Origin of the sequence: Spiroplasma sp. BIUS-1 (assembly GCF_010365805.1) — a bacterium.
Lineage (GTDB): Bacteria > Bacillota_I > Bacilli_A > Mycoplasmatales > Mycoplasmataceae > Spiroplasma_A.
In genome coordinates this window covers 556,783-573,257 of sequence record NZ_CP048386.1, presented here as the reverse complement: position 1 = coordinate 573,257, position 16,475 = coordinate 556,783, and the positions used below count along the sequence as shown (strand labels likewise).

At 25.1% G+C, this 16,475-nt stretch carries 15 protein-coding genes; 13 read left to right on the top strand and 2 right to left on the bottom strand.

Features of this window, described 5'->3' with window-relative positions; translation table 4 throughout:
- Positions 1–15 precede the first annotated feature (15 nt).
- The 3 genes from SBIUS_RS02735 (at position 16) to SBIUS_RS02725 (ending at position 2,481) form a co-directional block, all read left to right on the top strand.
- Positions 16–489, top strand: coding sequence for a SemiSWEET family sugar transporter (locus SBIUS_RS02735; RefSeq protein WP_162684972.1), 474 nt, complete (start codon positions 16–18; stop codon positions 487–489).
- Positions 490–683: 194 nt separating this feature from the next.
- A complete protein-coding gene (locus tag SBIUS_RS02730) occupies positions 684–1,376 on the top strand; it encodes a lipoprotein (RefSeq protein WP_162684971.1) in 693 nt (230 codons plus the stop codon).
- Positions 1,377–1,602: 226 nt separating this feature from the next.
- Positions 1,603–2,481 carry a lipoprotein gene (locus SBIUS_RS02725; RefSeq protein WP_162684970.1) on the top strand — a complete coding sequence of 293 codons (879 nt, stop codon included), beginning with the start codon at positions 1,603–1,605 and terminating at the stop codon, positions 2,479–2,481.
- Positions 2,482–2,519: 38 nt separating this feature from the next.
- Here SBIUS_RS02725 and SBIUS_RS02720 read toward each other — a convergent pair whose 3' ends face one another.
- Positions 2,520–3,845, bottom strand: coding sequence for a MutH/Sau3AI family endonuclease (locus SBIUS_RS02720; RefSeq protein ID WP_162684969.1), 1,326 nt, complete (start codon positions 3,843–3,845; stop codon positions 2,520–2,522).
- A 246-nt stretch (positions 3,846–4,091) separates the two neighbouring features.
- Here SBIUS_RS02720 and SBIUS_RS02715 point away from each other — a divergent pair, with 246 nt between their 5' ends.
- The 5 genes from SBIUS_RS02715 to rmuC all read left to right on the top strand — a co-directional run bounded on the left by SBIUS_RS02715 (position 4,092) and on the right by rmuC (position 7,926).
- Positions 4,092–4,760, top strand: a complete 669-nt coding sequence (locus SBIUS_RS02715; protein WP_162684968.1) for a hypothetical protein — start codon at positions 4,092–4,094, stop codon at positions 4,758–4,760.
- Positions 4,761–4,763: 3 nt separating this feature from the next.
- Positions 4,764–6,047, top strand: coding sequence for an alanine--tRNA ligase-related protein (locus SBIUS_RS02710; RefSeq protein ID WP_162684967.1), 1,284 nt, complete (start codon positions 4,764–4,766; stop codon positions 6,045–6,047).
- Between the two features lie 19 nt (positions 6,048–6,066).
- Positions 6,067–6,270: a hypothetical protein gene (locus tag SBIUS_RS02705; RefSeq protein WP_162684966.1), complete on the top strand. Its 204-nt coding sequence runs from the start codon at positions 6,067–6,069 to the stop codon at positions 6,268–6,270.
- Between the two features lie 95 nt (positions 6,271–6,365).
- The gene (locus SBIUS_RS02700; protein ID WP_162684965.1) at positions 6,366–6,767 is read left to right on the top strand and encodes a hypothetical protein; all 402 of its coding nucleotides are present in this window, start codon (positions 6,366–6,368) and stop codon (positions 6,765–6,767) included.
- A gap of 13 nt (positions 6,768–6,780) precedes the next feature.
- The gene (gene rmuC, locus SBIUS_RS02695) at positions 6,781–7,926 is read left to right on the top strand and encodes a DNA recombination protein RmuC (protein WP_162684964.1); all 1,146 of its coding nucleotides are present in this window, start codon (positions 6,781–6,783) and stop codon (positions 7,924–7,926) included.
- Between the two features lie 227 nt (positions 7,927–8,153).
- Here the strand turns inward: rmuC and SBIUS_RS02690 are convergent, their stop codons facing one another.
- Complete coding sequence (locus SBIUS_RS02690) at positions 8,154–8,951, bottom strand: hypothetical protein (protein ID WP_162684963.1); 798 nt, start codon at positions 8,949–8,951, stop codon at positions 8,154–8,156.
- 99 nt (positions 8,952–9,050) lie between these two features.
- Between SBIUS_RS02690 and SBIUS_RS02685 the strand changes: the two genes are divergently transcribed.
- The 5 genes from SBIUS_RS02685 to SBIUS_RS02655 all read left to right on the top strand — a co-directional run bounded on the left by SBIUS_RS02685 (position 9,051) and on the right by SBIUS_RS02655 (position 16,463).
- Positions 9,051–9,911 (top strand): DnaJ domain-containing protein, encoded by an 861-nt coding sequence (locus tag SBIUS_RS02685; protein WP_162684962.1) that lies wholly within the window; start codon positions 9,051–9,053, stop codon positions 9,909–9,911.
- A 10-nt stretch (positions 9,912–9,921) separates the two neighbouring features.
- Positions 9,922–10,770, top strand: a complete 849-nt coding sequence (locus SBIUS_RS02680) for a DnaJ domain-containing protein (protein WP_162684961.1) — start codon at positions 9,922–9,924, stop codon at positions 10,768–10,770.
- A 2-nt stretch (positions 10,771–10,772) separates the two neighbouring features.
- Positions 10,773–12,257 carry an Hsp70 family protein gene (locus tag SBIUS_RS02675; protein ID WP_162684960.1) on the top strand — a complete coding sequence of 495 codons (1,485 nt, stop codon included), beginning with the start codon at positions 10,773–10,775 and terminating at the stop codon, positions 12,255–12,257.
- Between the two features lie 191 nt (positions 12,258–12,448).
- The gene (locus SBIUS_RS04415; RefSeq protein WP_203352870.1) at positions 12,449–14,203 is read left to right on the top strand and encodes a site-specific DNA-methyltransferase; all 1,755 of its coding nucleotides are present in this window, start codon (positions 12,449–12,451) and stop codon (positions 14,201–14,203) included.
- Positions 14,190–16,463: a DEAD/DEAH box helicase family protein gene (locus SBIUS_RS02655; RefSeq protein WP_162684959.1), complete on the top strand. Its 2,274-nt coding sequence runs from the start codon at positions 14,190–14,192 to the stop codon at positions 16,461–16,463. The genes SBIUS_RS04415 and SBIUS_RS02655 overlap by 14 nt, the downstream gene beginning before the upstream one ends.
- Positions 16,464–16,475 lie beyond the last annotated feature (12 nt).

The following is a 16,475-nucleotide window of genomic DNA, read 5'->3' as shown; positions in this document are numbered from 1 at the left end:
TAAGGGGGTTTTATAATGTTATTTTTAGCAAATAAAGAACTTGCAGGAACAATTCTTGGTTGAATTGGTTTTGCTACAAGTTTTTCAATGTTGTTACCTCAAGTTATTAAGGTTTGTATTACAAAAAATACAAAAGCACTTTCTCCAATAATGTTTTTCTTAACATTTTTAAATGCATGTATTTGAACAAGTTATGCATTTTTTACAAAGCCTGATAAACCAGATCTACAAGTTGGTTGTGCTAACTTAGCTGCTATGGTGGCTTCATTGTTTATTTTAATATTTATTATTTCAAATAAAATTAAAGAAAAAGTTATTTTAAAAAGACTTAAAAAAGACAAACAATTAAATGAAAATTTAGACGAAATGTCAGTAGTTGAAATTAAAAATGAAAACGAACTTTTAAGTGAAGAAATCATAAATATGCAAAAAGAAATTGAAAAATTAGAAGACAAAGTAGAAGTGCTTGAAGAAAAAATAGAGGAGTAAAATCCTTTATTTTTTTTGTACTTATTCATAATGTACTGCTTTTTTTCTTTTTATTTTAAAAAATAATATTTTTTGATTTTATTAAAAGATTTTCAAGTTAAATGTAGTTTTAATAATTACTTTTTTAAAAATTATAATATACATAAGCTTGAAATTGTTTCTCAGGTCACTTCAAAAATTTGGAGGAAATAAATATGAAAAAAATACTAGGATTATTAGCAGTCACTGCATTAGTTGCAACTACAAGTGCTAGCGTTGTAGCTTGTGGACCAAAAAATGAAGATTCAGAGGCTGTTAAATTACAAAAAAATGTAACGAAATATATTTCTGAAGGAACTGATAGATGAGATCAAACAAATACTGATGATCAAATCATTGAAGATGTTTACAAAGAGTTTATAAAAGATGATGTGGTTAAAGATGGCGATCCTTTAACACAAAAATCATTGATTTTAGTTGTAACAGCCCATGTTGATTCATCAACATATGCAAATGAAGATATAACTAAAACTTTTGATGTATTTATTTATACAACTAAATTAGATGTTGGAAATGCATATATTAAAGATGAAGCTTCAAAATTATCTACAACATCTTCAGTTATTTTAAAAGACAAAACTGATTGAAAAGATATCACTTTAGATAAAAATTATCTGTTTTTAAAAACTTCAGAATCCAAAACTGATCAATTTACAATTACAAATATGGAATTTTTAGAAGATGTAGTAGTAGTTTCAAGTGACGAAAACATTGTAATTGCTTCTCAACCAGGGAAAGATGGTATAGTTATTTTAAAAGCTATTAATTTAGGGAATGCTGAAATTATTGTAAAAGCTTCAAACGGTATTGAAGACAAAGTTGTTGATGTAATAGTAGGTTTTAGTTAATAAAAAAAAAGAAAAAAATAGAGAACTATATATTCTCTATTTTTTTCTTTAATAACATAAATTTGATTTTTTTTTTTTTTTTTTTTTTGAAAAAATAATATTATTTTATGTTATTAAAACATTTTTAGTTTAAATATAGTCTAAATATTTAAGGTTTTAAAAATTATAATATACATAAGCTTGAAATTGTTTCTTGGGTCACTTCAAAAATTTGGAGGAAATAAATATGAAAAAAATACTAGGATTATTAGCAGTCACTGCATTAGTTGCAACTACAAGTGCTACTGTTGTAGCTTGTGGAGAAAAACCAGCAGATAAAGAAGATATTATTTTAAACTCAGAAAAATTACAAAATGAATTAAAAATTCAATCAAGTGAAATCAAAGCGGATGGAACTATTACTTTGGAATTACAAGATAAATCAATCTTAACAGCTGAAGTTAAAAAAGATTCTTTAAAAGATGGAGAAGTTACAATAGTTGTTTCAACAACTGAAGATAAATTAACTGATAAAGAAGTTAAAGAAAGTGTAAAAGTGATGTTTACACCAAAAGACGGTAAAGAAGAAGATAAAAAATTGATTAAAACTGTTTCAGTAAAAGTTGAAGCTAAAAAAGTAGTGAAAGTTAAATTAGATGGTGTTAAATTAGATGGTTTCACAGCAACAAATGCTACAACAGATCAAGAAGTTATCGATGCTTTAAAAGCAGTTAAAGGACTAGAAAACATTGCAGCAGCTGACGTTAAAATTACTAAAGTTGAAGCTACTGAATCAGCAAAAGGTTCAATTACTATTGAAGCTACAAAAGATTCAAAATTAGTTGAAGGAAAATTAGTTTTAGAAATAGCTCAATTACAAGCTTCAAAAATTAATTTGGATACTGTAACACTTAGCTTAACAGCAACAAATGCTACAACTGATCAAGAAGTTCTTGATGCTTTAAAAGGTGTTGAAGGTTTAGATAAAATTTCAGCAAGTGATGTTAAAATCACAAAAGTTGAAGCAACACAAGACGAAGCTGGATCAATTACAATTGAAGCTGAATCAGCTTCACAATTAGTTGAAGGAAAATTAGTTTTAAGTATTGCTCAATTAACAATATAATAATAAAAATCAAAAAAATTCTCTTAATTGAGAATTTTTTATTTATCAAATATTACATTTTTATTAATTACAAATTCATAAGCAGGTAATTTAATTTCTTTATCATTAAATTTATATACGGCATATTCATTTTTTTTACTTTTTCTTAAACTAATTGATAAGTTATCTTTTGTTTTAGTAAAGTTAGGCTCATCAATATTTTCATTTAAAACTCTTTCGATTTCTTTTTTGGTGTTGTAATAAACTAATTGAGAGTTTTTTACATCTTGTTCACTTAAATTGAATAATTTAAAGTTTAGTATTTTGTTTGTTGATTTTTCAATTAATATTACTAAATAGTTTTTAATAACTATTTCTTGGAAAAATGTACTTTCTTCAAACTCATCTTTTAACATTTCAAATGGATCTAACTCATAGTTGGTAGTTATTTGTTCTTGTAAGTTAGAGTTATCTGTAAGTTTGTGCATTAACTTAAAGTTAGTTACTTTTAAAAAGTCATATAAGTCAGAATTGTTTTCTTTTAAGAAGTTAACAAAAGCCATTTGGTGTTTTTGATTTGCTTTTGATTCAGTATATTTTGAAATATCTGTTCCAATTACACTTTTTAAGTATTCTTCAATTTGTTCTTTTTTAAAGTCAACATTGTCTTTAACTTCTTTTTCATCAAATATTTCATTAATGTATACAACTTTGTTTTTGTGTCTTGAAATGATTTCTTTTAAGAAGTTAGTGTTAAATGAATAACTTCTAAATCTTGCAAGTACATTTGAGTAGGGTTGTTTTTTTAAATCAATTCTACTTTGACTTTTTGTACATGCAGATAAAACATTTGTGAATCCTTCATTTAATTCTTCTGCTTTTCCACGTTTTACTTTTTCTTGAATAGCTAATCAATCATTGATTATTAGGTAAAATTCTTTTTGTCTTGATATATCAATGATAAAAGCATCATTGATTTCATAATCTAAAAAGTCGTTTTCATAATCATGAGTATAAGTCATAATTAAAAGTAATTGATTTTTGTTAATAAATTTTGAATCTTTAAAAGTTTCATTTACTATTTCATCATAGTAAATGTCATTTAAAACTAAACGTTCTTTTACTATTAATTCTCCATATTTGTTTCTTTTTAAGGCAACTGGTTTTAATTCTAATTGTAGATCTTCAAAAGTATATTCCATTTTACTGTACAGTGGTATATTAAACACTGCTTGTTGTAAAACGTGTTTTACTTTTTCTTTATTATCAAAATATCTAATATTGTCTAAGTTATTTCCTGCTAATTGTCTTAAAGTTTTTCCTTTAGCTTTTTGAGCTATTTCAAAGACTTCTAATAAGTCTTGTTTATATTGTTTGTCATCCATGATATTTAAATGTTCCTCTTTACTAATAGATTATAAAGTAAAATAAAGCTCATATTTTGAAGACTTTAAATATATTTTTATACTCTTTTTTGTAAGTTATATTGGTTAGCAAACTAATTGACAAAGTGCCAATATTTTTATAACATTGAAATATAGGTAAAATAATGATTATATAAAATATTTTCAACATATTTTCCTAAGTTAATAATAATTAGATTGAATATTCTATGGATTAAGGAGAAAGATATGGAAAAATTTAAAATTGATATAAGCAACATTCTAAAAACAATGCCATATGATTTTGATGTACAATTATCAGAACAAAAAGTTTGGGAAATTGTTGATCTGGTATTAATTGAACTTAAGAAAAAGAACTTCTTAAATAAGGACAAAAGAAAAGTTATTACACAACTTATAAAAGAAGAAATAAATAAAGAAATGGAAATTAAGCATTATATTAAAAAAACCATAAAAAGAAAAATTAACGAAACTCAAAAGAAAATAGAAGAGGATAAAATAGAAAAATTTGTTATCGAAATGTTAATGAATAATGAAGATAAAAGATTGAAGTCTGAAGAAATAGTGAAAAAATTAAAAGAGCAAAAAAATTTAGTACATAAAGATTATTATAATCTTAGAACTAGAACTTTTGTTTACTCAATTATTTCGAAAAAAAGACGTGAATTAGAAAGTGAAAACTATCAAAACGGGTATATAATTTCAAAACATGATTTTTCTAAAAAAGACATTGAAAAAAAAGATGTTAGATTAAAAATAGATGGCTGAGAATACACTAAGAATTTTGAAAAAATTCAAAATTACTTTAAATGTGAAATTGAAGATTACACAAAATATGTTAAATCAATGCAAAAAAAACTTAAAGAATTTAATTTAAATAATGGTTTGGAGCAATAAAAAATGTTAAAAGATTTTAAAAACTATGAAGCAAAAGAGTTAGAAACTCAAGTAACTGAGTTTCTAAATAAAGATGACTTTACTTTACTTTATTTAGAAGAAACAATCTTTTTTCCTGAATCAGCAGGACAAGTAAGTGATAAAGGAGTTATCATTTTTAATGATGAAGAATATAAAGTATTGAGTCTTGCAATAAGTGATAATAAAGTTGTTCACAAAGTTGAACTAATAAAAGATATTCAAGTTGGTTCAAAAGTAATAGCCAAAATAGATAAAAACCACAGACTTTTAGTAAGTCAAAACCATTCAGCTGCTCACTTATTGTTTGATACATTAAGAGAGTTTTTCCCAACAAGTAAAGGAAAAGGTTACTTTAATGATGACAAAGGTTTTAGAATTGACATGCAAATTGAAGAAAAAATTGATTGAAATGTAATTTATAAAATCAATGAAGTTGTAACTAAAAAAAGAAGAACTGCTAAGTTTAGAAAAGATATAATAGTGGATGCAAAAACTGCAAAAGAACAATACAATCTTTCAATTGAATTCAATGAAAAAGAACTTGAAGGAGATTTAAGAATAGTTCAATTTGGAGATGTTTCAACTCAACTTTGTAGTGGAACACATGTTGAAAACCTTTTAGAGATTTTCAACTTTCTAATTTATGATTTTGAATCTAAAGGAAGTAAAGTTTTCAGATTCTATGCAAAAACAGATGAAAAACTTGTAAGAGAACAATATTCTGAATTTACTAAAAAAGAAATGGGTGAAATTTCTCGCTTGATTGGAGACTATGCAGGTCTAAACAAAAAATTTGGAAAAAATGAAAAAATGGAAGAAGTGTTAGAAAGATTTGCACAAATCAAAAAAGATCTTTTATATCCAAAATGAGAATCATATATAAAACTTAAAATACTAACAACTGATTTTAGAGAAGCAATGAAAGAATTTTCAACTCATGTTGATGCAAAAGTAAAAGATAATTTATATAACAAATATAAAGACTATCAACCTGACTTAGAAGGTGAATTCAATATCTTTAAAATCAATGAAAGAAACTTAGAAAGAAAAGATTACTTATTTATATGTGATGTAATCTTAAAAAATAATAAAAATGCTTATGTTGAAGTTGTTAATAAAGAAGCTGGATTGTTCTTTTGTAAATCAAACTGTGCAATCAACGCTTTTGAAAGAATGGATCAACACTTAGATTATATTGTCAAAGGTGGAGGAAACGAAAAAACCGCACAAGGTGTAATTATAGAAAGAGGAAAACTAAAAAACTAGTTTTTAAGGGTAAAAGATAATGGTAGAAGTATGCTTTTTTTGTACAAAACCTTTTAAAGAAGATGATCAAGTATTCACACCAAATATTTATTCAGGTGGTGGAAAATGTCATGTAACTTGTTATCGACAAAAACGAAAAAAAGGAATCAAGATAGCTATTATAATTCTTGTTGTTGGACTTATTTTAACAGCAATAATGTTATCTGTTGTCTTGACTATATAAAATTAACAAAACAATTAATAAATAAAAACACTAGTTAAAGCTGGTGTTTTTATTTATGATAAAATCTAAAAGTATAAAAAAGGGTAAATGATATTATGAATGAATTACAAATGTATGGTTTGTATGTAATGACATACAGAGGTTGTGGATTTAAATACTTTAAAGACACAGATTTCTTTTTTAACTTTCTAAATGAAAAACTAGGAGATAACTATTTTAAAATTTCTAATAAGGGTAGAAAAATAGCATATATTCAATGTTTTGATAATAGATTAAGTTGAAGAATTACAAGATCTAATGGAACAATTGATAGACTAGTGGCTAAGTGTCATAAGGTGTTTAGAAGAAATGTTGAAAGTGGAATGACAGATTTAAAAATGGCTACTCTAGAAGCTATTAAAGAAACTAATTTTGTTGCTAAATACTATAAACAATTTACAATTGGGGTTAAAAGAGAAATTAGTTTGGAAGATTTTAAGATTTTATTTACATTCTAAAAAAGGAGAAAAAATGGAAACAATAATTATAGTTTTATTAATTTTACTTATCGTATTAGTGATAACAATGATAACAATAATGCTTATCAAAAAAAATAACATAAAAGTTGAGGGTGTGGACAAAAAGGATCTTGATTTATTACAAGCTCAACTTTCAGATCTAAACAATAAATCTGAATCGCAATTAAAGGAATATATTAATAATTTAAATAACACAAGCAATGAAAAACTAAATAATTTTGAAAAATCTTTAAAAGAAGTTATTGCGAATAATGCAAATAAGAATATTGAAGATTTAAGTGGTTTGGGTAATCAAGTTAGAACTTGAATTGAAAACCAAACAAAAAACACTCAAGATCAGTTAACAACTTCAAACATGGAAGTTAGAGGTTTGCTAAATCAAGTAAAGGAGCAGTCTGCTCCAATCTTTGAAGTAAAAGAAAAAGTATCAAAACTTGACAATCTTTTAAGTCAAAACAATAAAGCCGGAAAAGCAGGAGAATATTTATTAGAAAGAATGCTTGGTAATTTAACGGGTACTAATAAAAATAATAATTTAATGTATGAAACTCAATATAAAATGAATAAAAAAGATGGCGAAAAAAGTTTGATAGTAGACCTTTTCATCAAAGGTGATGGGAGCAAGTTTGTAAATATACCAGTTGATGCAAAATTTCCATTTAACGCATATCAAAGTTTAATGGACTATGAAGTGACAAGTGATGAATTTAAGAAAAAATCCACAGAATTTAAAAGTGATGTCTTAAATAGGGTTAAGGAAACATCCAAATATGTTAGTGAAGAAGATAAAACTGTATATGCAATTATGTTTGTTCCGAGTGAAGGAGTTTTTTCTTATATAAACTCAATGCCTGACATAATAGAAAAAGCATTTAATAGTAAAGTTATTATAGCTGGTCCCAGCACTTTAATTGCTATTGTGCAATCTATTGATAAATACATGAGTTTATTTGAAAATATTAATCAGTATGACAAAAAAATAGATGATTTAGGCAAAGTTATTAAGTTTATAGAAAACTATGATGAAGAAATGGTTAAACTATTCGAGACTATAGAAAAATTAAATAAACAATATCAAAATTTAAAAACTAAGGAAAAAAGTTTGATGAAAAAGTACGATAAGGTTTCAAAGGGATAAAAGTTTTAGAAAATCTTTATTTTTAATTAATAATATAAAATTGTTTTGAAAATTTAAAAAATTTAGATTATTTATAACTTAGATATTTTAATAATCTATTTATATTTTCTTTTATTTGTTTGTTTTATGGTTGGAAAGTTAATTCTAATATAATCAAACTTAAGATACAAAAATGATAACAATGAAACTTTTGAAAAATTTAATACTTGAAAATTAAAATTAATTTTCTATACTTTCGATCTGTAAAATCTATGTCATGCAATTTTTATAATGGTGTAATAATATTTTGATTGTTCTAAATCTGAAAAATTTGCAAATTTAAAATATGTTGAAGATCTTTCTTCAGCAAAAATTTGACAAAACTCATTTCATATTTTTTCGTTACCATCTTTCATAAAATCGTCTTTAAAAAAATGATTCATTCCATTAATTATAATTTGTTTAGAAGAATTATCCTGTTCATTGTTTAAAGTTTCTTCTTTATTTTCTATATTATTATTTTCTTTTGATTTAAATAAATTTGAAATATAATCTTTTGGATTATTTCTGTATTCCTCATATTTTTTAAGAGTTTCTTCAGGGGTTAATTCTAAAAGTTGGAAAAATACTCATCAAGTAGAATAGCCATTTTCTTTATCGTTTTGACAGTAATATAAGCAATAAGCTAAATAGAAAGCTACTATAAGCAAAAATGATGAGTCACATATTACAACAATACCAAAAGCATCAATTGAAGAAGTGCTTAATATAAATATAAAGTTTATTAAAAATTTAGGTATTCAAAATAGAAAAATAGATCAAAATATTTTTCAACCTCTAACTATAGAGTTGTGAAATAAAATAATTGTAAATCAAATTGCTGCAGCAGGTAGTTGTCATGACAATCCCATCACTAAACCAGATCCGCTTGGGGTTAAATTTGCATCAACTGATAATACAGAAATCACTATTGAAGAAATTATATAATAATGAACTGCGATTAAAAAACTTAATCTATTTTTGAACTCTAATTTCGTTTTACTCATAAATTCACCTTTATAGATTATTATATACATTATTATTTTTAAATTATAAATTTCTTTTATGTGGTGATATAATTTTTTTAATGATAAGAGGGTAATTTAATGAGTGTTTTTGATTGCTTAGATAGATATGGATCTTATAAAAAAAACTATAAATATATTTTTTTCAACTATGATTATAAAATTGAAAAAGTTGTCGTTGGTCAAATTAGTGAAGTATATTTAGAAAAGCAAATTGACATATTTTATAATAGGATAGTAAATATTTCAAATAGTTATAAAAATTTTAGTAACTTAGATAGCAAACTTGGACAGATAAAAATAAACGGAAAATATTTATCCGTTTTAAAGTTTCCTTGTTTGATTCCTAAAAAAATACTTGAAAATGATATAAATAAATTAACCAATCGCAGCTACTTAACAAAAATAATCATGTATAGTTTTTATAAATTCACATACTATATTTCTGAATTATCTATAAAGGGTGTGCAAGATCAATTTCAAGATTATATAGAGTGAAATAATTATAGTGAGTTAACAGATAATATTATAAGACTCTCAAACACATCTTTAGAAAATTTTTTTGAAGTAATTATGAGGGAGGTTAATTTTAAAAAAAATTATGACTCATTTAATGATCACTCTTGAATTAAAAATATAATAGACTTAGGATCTAAAAAAAATTTATATGATGCATTTTATGATAAATTAAAAAAACTAATTGAAGATATTGCAAATAACCCCGAGAAGGTTAATAATTTACTAGGTAATAAAAGAGAAGAAAAACAAGATGCCTACAGTTATTTTGGACTGTCAAAAAATTGTTCATATGAAGACTTTAAAAAAGCTTATAGAGAAATGTCTAAAAAGTATCATCCAGACTTTGGGAGAAATCCAGATGAAAAAGAAATGATGAAAATTAATAAATTAAAAATGATTATAGAAGAAGATTTGAAAGGTTAGGTAATAAAAGATGGGTATATTTGATTTTTTTAAAAAAAATAAGGAAGTTAACAATCATTACTATGTGTTTTTTAGTTTTTACTTTGATGAAGAATATAGCAGTGATGGTGAGATTACTAAAAGATATTTAAGCAATTCAACAAAAGAGTGAATTCAAAAAACGATTGATTTAATTGATAAAAGTAGATGATTAAAAGATTTTAAAATATTAAATAAATCTATTTCTTTAAATGGAAATAAATACTCTATAAAATCTTTTCCTTGCTTAATATCATTAAATGATTTTTCAGAAAAAATAGATAAGGAATTTAATGAAGATTATGTCAAAGAACTATTCATAAATAGTTTACATAAATTTATTTATCATATTTCTGAAGTTGTTATAGAAGGAAATAATGACAATTTTGATTACGAATTTGATTGAACTCAAGATGAAATCTTTATTCAAAGTATCTATAAAATATGTGAAAAATATTTAAATGTTTTTTATACTAACTTAATTTCTAATATTGCAGATGAATATGATTCATATGAAGATCATTATGAAATAGTTGAAATAATAGATTATTCTAATAACCAAGATATGTACAGTGAGTTTCAAGATGAATATGCACAATTTTTAGAAGATTATTTAAATTCAAATGGTGATGAAGAAGGTATGGATGAATTAGAAGAAAATGATGAAATAGCTTATGCTTATTTTGGACTGTCAAAAAATTGTTCATATGAAGACTTTAAAAAAGCTTATAGAGAAATGTCTAAAAAGTATCATCCAGACTTTGGTACTGAAGCAAATGAAACTGAAATGATGAAACTTAATAAATATAAAATAATTATCGAAAATAAAAAGAGAGGTTAAATATGAAAGTATATGGAATTGATTTAGGTACAACAAATTCTTGTATATCTATAATGGAAAGTGGACAAGAAAGAGTAATTGAAAATGATGAAGGTAACAATGTTACACCAAGTGTTGTTGCGATAAAAAATGGTGAATGAATTGTTGGTGCGGCAGCCAAAAGACAACAAGAAGTTAACCCAAATACATGTGTTTCTATAAAAAGATTAATGGGAACTAATAACACTGTAAATCTTGAAGGCAAAGATTATAAACCTGAGTTTATAAGCGCTAAGATTTTAGATTACCTTGTTAAAAATGCAAATAAAAAAATGAATGAAAACATAAAAAATGTTGTCATAACAGTTCCTGCATATTTTGATGACTCTCAAAGAAATGCAACTAAGCTTGCTGGTGAAATAGCTGGTTTAAACGTTATGAGGGTTTTAAATGAACCGACAGCGGGAGCAATAGCGTATAAAATAGACAACAATGATGCTAAAAAGATTATGGCATTTGACCTTGGTGGAGGTACATTTGATATTTCGATATTAGAAGTTACCGGAAGTGATTATGAAGTAATTGCAACAGCTGGAGATAATAAATTAGGTGGAGATAACTGAGATGATATTATTATTGATAGAATAAAAAAATATTGTGTTGAAGAATTAAAGCTTGAAAAAAGTTTTATCGATTTAAAATCTACAGAAATGAGATTCAAAGTTGCTGCTGAAGGAGCTAAAATAAACTTAAGTCAAATGAACGAAGTTGAGATTAATATACCTTTTATTTCTATGAATGAAAATGGTCCTTTACATATAAATTTTAAATTGACAAAACAAGAATTTGAAAATGACTCACAAGAATTACTAAAAAAAGTAAAAAAAGTCTTTGAAGATATTATTGCTGATTCAAAATTACCTATAAAAAGTATTGATAAAGTTATATTGATAGGTGGATCTACAAGAATGCCTATGATAGTTGAGTTATTAAAAAGTCTTGCTGAAGAAAGTAAAATTAATCACGGATTAAATGTAGATGAATCGGTATCGATCGGTGCTGCAATATATGGTGATTCTGTTTTTAATAAAGATTCTAAAAACGAAATAATGCTGATGGATGTTACTTCAAGAAGTTTTGGAACTGCATTGGACAGAGATGTTTTTGATATTTTAATACCAAAAAACACTACAATACCAGTTTCTGTTTCTAAAAAGTATACTACTGTTTCTGACTTTCAAGAGCTTATTGAAATAGAAATACTGCAAGGAGAAAACCCTGTAGCTAGCATGAATAATTTAATTGCTAAATTTGATTTAAAAGATATTCAATATGCAGCTAAGGGGGTACCTTTAATTGAAACAACCTTTAAAATCGATGCTGATGGTATTTTACATGTTAGTTCAAGAGACTTGTCAACTGGATCTGAAAAAGGATTATCTATAAAGAATGCTTTACAAATTTCTGAAAAAGATAAAGAGCAATTAAAATTGGAATTTAAAGAATAATATTAATAGGTAATTTTATTTTTTTAATTTTTCTTTATACAGTAAATAGTCAATTTAATTAAAATAGAATATCTCTAAAAAATTTTAATAAGAAAAATGTTTTAATTAAAACCTTGTTAAATTATTTAAAAATTATTTTTTCACGATGATAAAAAAACATTTATAATATATTTTAAAAGTGAGGTTTAGTTATGACTAAAAAAGAAGCGTTAAGTAGAATCGAAAATTCTAGTATGGAATATCTTAATAATGATCAAAAAAGAATGGCAATAGGTATTATTAATTCTGTGCCTGAAGGAGAGAGTGTTGAAGGATATTTGGATTTTATTTTCAAAAGAACTGGATTAGGTTTTAAGTTTGATGTAGCTCCAGAGTTGGCTGAAGGATGAGTATCTATATTGGTTGAAAAAAAAGACAAAAGAATAAATCTGGATGACAAAATAGAGGAATTAGAAAATAAACTTATCATCGGTGAGAACTATGAAGCTCTAAAAAATCTATTAATAACTCATAGAGGGAAGGTTGATATCATATATATAGATCCTCCTTATAACACCGAGGCAGCAAGTAAAGATGGAAACAGTTCCTCTAAAGAAGGTCATGCTTCCAAATTTATTTATAAAGATAAATTTGGAAGAAATGGTTGACTAAACATGATGAATCAAAGAATGGTTTTGGCTAAAAAATTGATGTCTGAGGATGGTGTTATTTTTATATCTATAGACGATAATGAGCAAGCTTATTTGAAGGTACTTTTGGATCAAGTTTTTGGAGAACATAATTTTATTTCTTGTATGAACGCCTTAGATAACTTTTCAGGAAAAGCAAATGATAAATTCATTTCACTAAGTTCTCACTATATTCTGGCCTATGCTAAAAATAAGGAATTAATATCAAAAACAGGGTTTAATGAAGTTGTTAATAACGATATAAGTTTTGAAAAAAAATATAATAAAGAAGATTCTAAAGGGAATTACAATTTAGTATCATTTATGAAAACTGGTTCAAAAACTGCACATGCTTTTAGAGAAGACAGGGCCAAAATGTGATATCCTATTTTGATCAAAGAAAGCAAGATAGATATCATAAAACAAAATGAATATAATGCTATTTACGATGAAAATTTAAAAGTTTTTGATGATGAATACTCTGAAAAGTTAACAAAAATATATGAAGAAAAAGGTTATAAAGTTGTTTGACCTATAAATAAAAAGGGTAAAAAAATGAGATGAAAGTCTAATTTTGATGGATTGAAGCAAGAAATCCTAAATGAAAACATAGTTATCGGCAAAAATTACTCCATTTATACAAAAAATAGACCGACAGAACAAGAAATAAGAAGTAATTTGGTTTATGGTACTCCAAAAAATAATTTTTATATGAGAGAATTTTCACAAGGAACACAGCAACTTCAAAATCTGGATCTTGATTTTAGTAATCCGAAATCTACTCATTTAATAAAGTACCTAATTGGTCTTGTTAAATTAATAAATAAAGATACAAAAAATGCCATAATATTGGATTTTTTTGCAGGGAGTGGAACTACAGGACAAGCTGTAATGGAACTGAATAAAGAGGATAACGGCAATAGAACATTTATTTTATGTACTAATAATGAAAATGAAATTGGAACAAAAATTACTTATGAAAGAATCTACAGGTTAATAAAAGGAAAAAACACAGAAGGTGTTGTTTTGGAAAATGCTGAAAAAGACTACTTCAAAAATAATTTAAGATTATTTTTCACAAAACATTTTGATATTTCCTTGACCTCTAATAATGATATTGAAAAAATAAAAAATATGGCAATAGAAAATATTAAAAAATTAGATCCAAAATATTCGGGTGATGACCTTTCTATTTATTATGATTTGGCTGGTTTAAACCCCTATGATAAAGAAGTGAAGAAAAAAATTTTAAGGGATGAAGAAAATGATATTAACTAATTCGCAAGAAAATGCTGTAAATAATATTTTTAATGAATACAAAAGCAAGACAAAAGTCGTAAGTTTTAAGGCGCCCACCGGATCAGGTAAAACATTTATGGCTGCAAACATTATTTCAAAAATAATGTTGGAAAACCAAATGAATGAAAAGAAAAAGCTCTTTTTTGTTATCGCAACCTTATCGGATGCTGATTTGCCTAGGGCATTTGCTAAAAAAATGGAATATTATAAAAAATTTCTTCCTTTTAAAAATTTTGAAGTTGAGCACAGGGTATCTCCATCTTCAAAAAATAATAAAATTGAAGCAATTCAACCTTTTTCTTTAGAAGAAAATAAAGTTCTTATTTTTGGTACTTCTTCTTTTGGAAATAAAAAACTTTTTTCAGAAGAGGGTATACTGGATAATTTTATTCAAGAAATAAAACAAAATAAGGAATGAAAACTTATTTATATAAGAGATGAAGCTCACAAAGGTAGTAGAAAATTAAATTCAACTGATATTAAAGTTTCAAAAGACATAGATTCCAATATTAGAAGTTCTTCAAGTTTTGTTTTAGAAATGACCGCAACACCTTTGGGCAATAATAAAATTATTGAATTAAAAGCAGAACAAATGAAAGAGGATGGATTGAGTTTATTAAAAGAAAAGGCTGTTTTACCTAATGAAGATGAATTTGACCTTGAAGATGAATTCATTTTAAAGGCGGCAATTAAAAAATTTAAAGAAACTGTGAAAGTGGAATATAAAAAACTAGAAGAAGATGGTGTCTATATAAGACCTGCGATGTTAATACAAGTTTCATCAACCAATTCTAAAAATGAAAACTTTTTTAAAGAAAATATTTCTAAAATAATTTCAATTTTAGAAAAAGAAAATTTAAATTGATTGAAGTATTTTTCGGATGATAAGTCATCGGGGGTAAAAAATAATATAAAGGTTCCAGCAACACTCGAAGAAGCATCTAAAAATGATTCTTTATATGATGTAATAATATTTAAAGTTGGACCAGCAACTGGATGGGATATTCCGAGAGCTTGTATGCTTGTTCAACTTAGAAATGTTTTTTCTGAGAATTTAAATATACAAACATTGGGTAGAATAAAAAGAAACCCATATCCTAATTTATTAAAAAATCCAATAACAGATAAGTATTATCTATACTCAAATTATCAAGAGAGTTCTAGGAATTTAGAAGGTTATAAGATAAAAGAAAAATTTGAAAATAAGTTATTTTTTCAGGGTAGAATAAAAAATAAAGAAAATAATAGAACAATTATAGTCAATCATTATTCGATGCTTTTTGAAAAAATGCTAAGGGATGAAGAATTAGGTATTAAAAATCTATGTATATCAAATATGAGTAAAAAGAGTATAGATGATATTTGAAACAAGGAAACCATCGTTTCTGAAGAAAATTTGACAATAAAGTATCCTCAAATAAAAGATAGAGTTAATCTTAAAATAAATGTAATCAAAACAATTAAAAAAAATCTTTTATTGTATCCAGAAACAGTAGTAAAAATTATTAATTCCTACGCTCAGGAAAATAATCTAAATTTCGATTTTCTATTTTATACAATACATAGAAACTTCATAGATTTACTAAAAAATAATCTATCTAATTCCTTCATAGTTAATAGAAAAATGGAAGATTACATAGTGGATGAAAAAATTGAACCTCAAAAATATTATAAAATATGGGTTGATAAATCTGAAAATCCAAAAAAAATTGAAAATCTTGAAAAGTGAGAAAATTATGGATATGAACTTATATCGGGGATAGAAAAAGAAAAAAACATTCAATTTCTAGACTCTGGGCCAGAAGAAAAGTTCATGAAAGATTTTTTTAATGAGCTTTCCACAATTAAAAACTACTTAGAAAAGGAAATTTATTTTAATTTTTTTGCTAAGATGCCAACCTTCGGTTCTAACCTTTATTTTGAATATTTTAATGAAAAAGAACAAAATTATTCAAAATCATATATTGACTTTTTAATAGAAAGTCAAAGTGGTAATTTAATAATGGTAGAGGTAAAAAGTTATGATGATTATGATGAAGTGAAAACTTCAAATTTACTAAATGGTTATGAAATGTATATGAAGCAAAATGATGATTCAAAAATTGAACTTTGTGTTTGTTTTTCTGGAAGAAAAATAGGGAATGAAGATAAAGAAACTACATTCAAATACTATAATAGGAATCTAAATAAGTTTGACACAATATCTCTTTCTGATTTTATAAAAAAAACACTAATTTAATTAAATTATAAT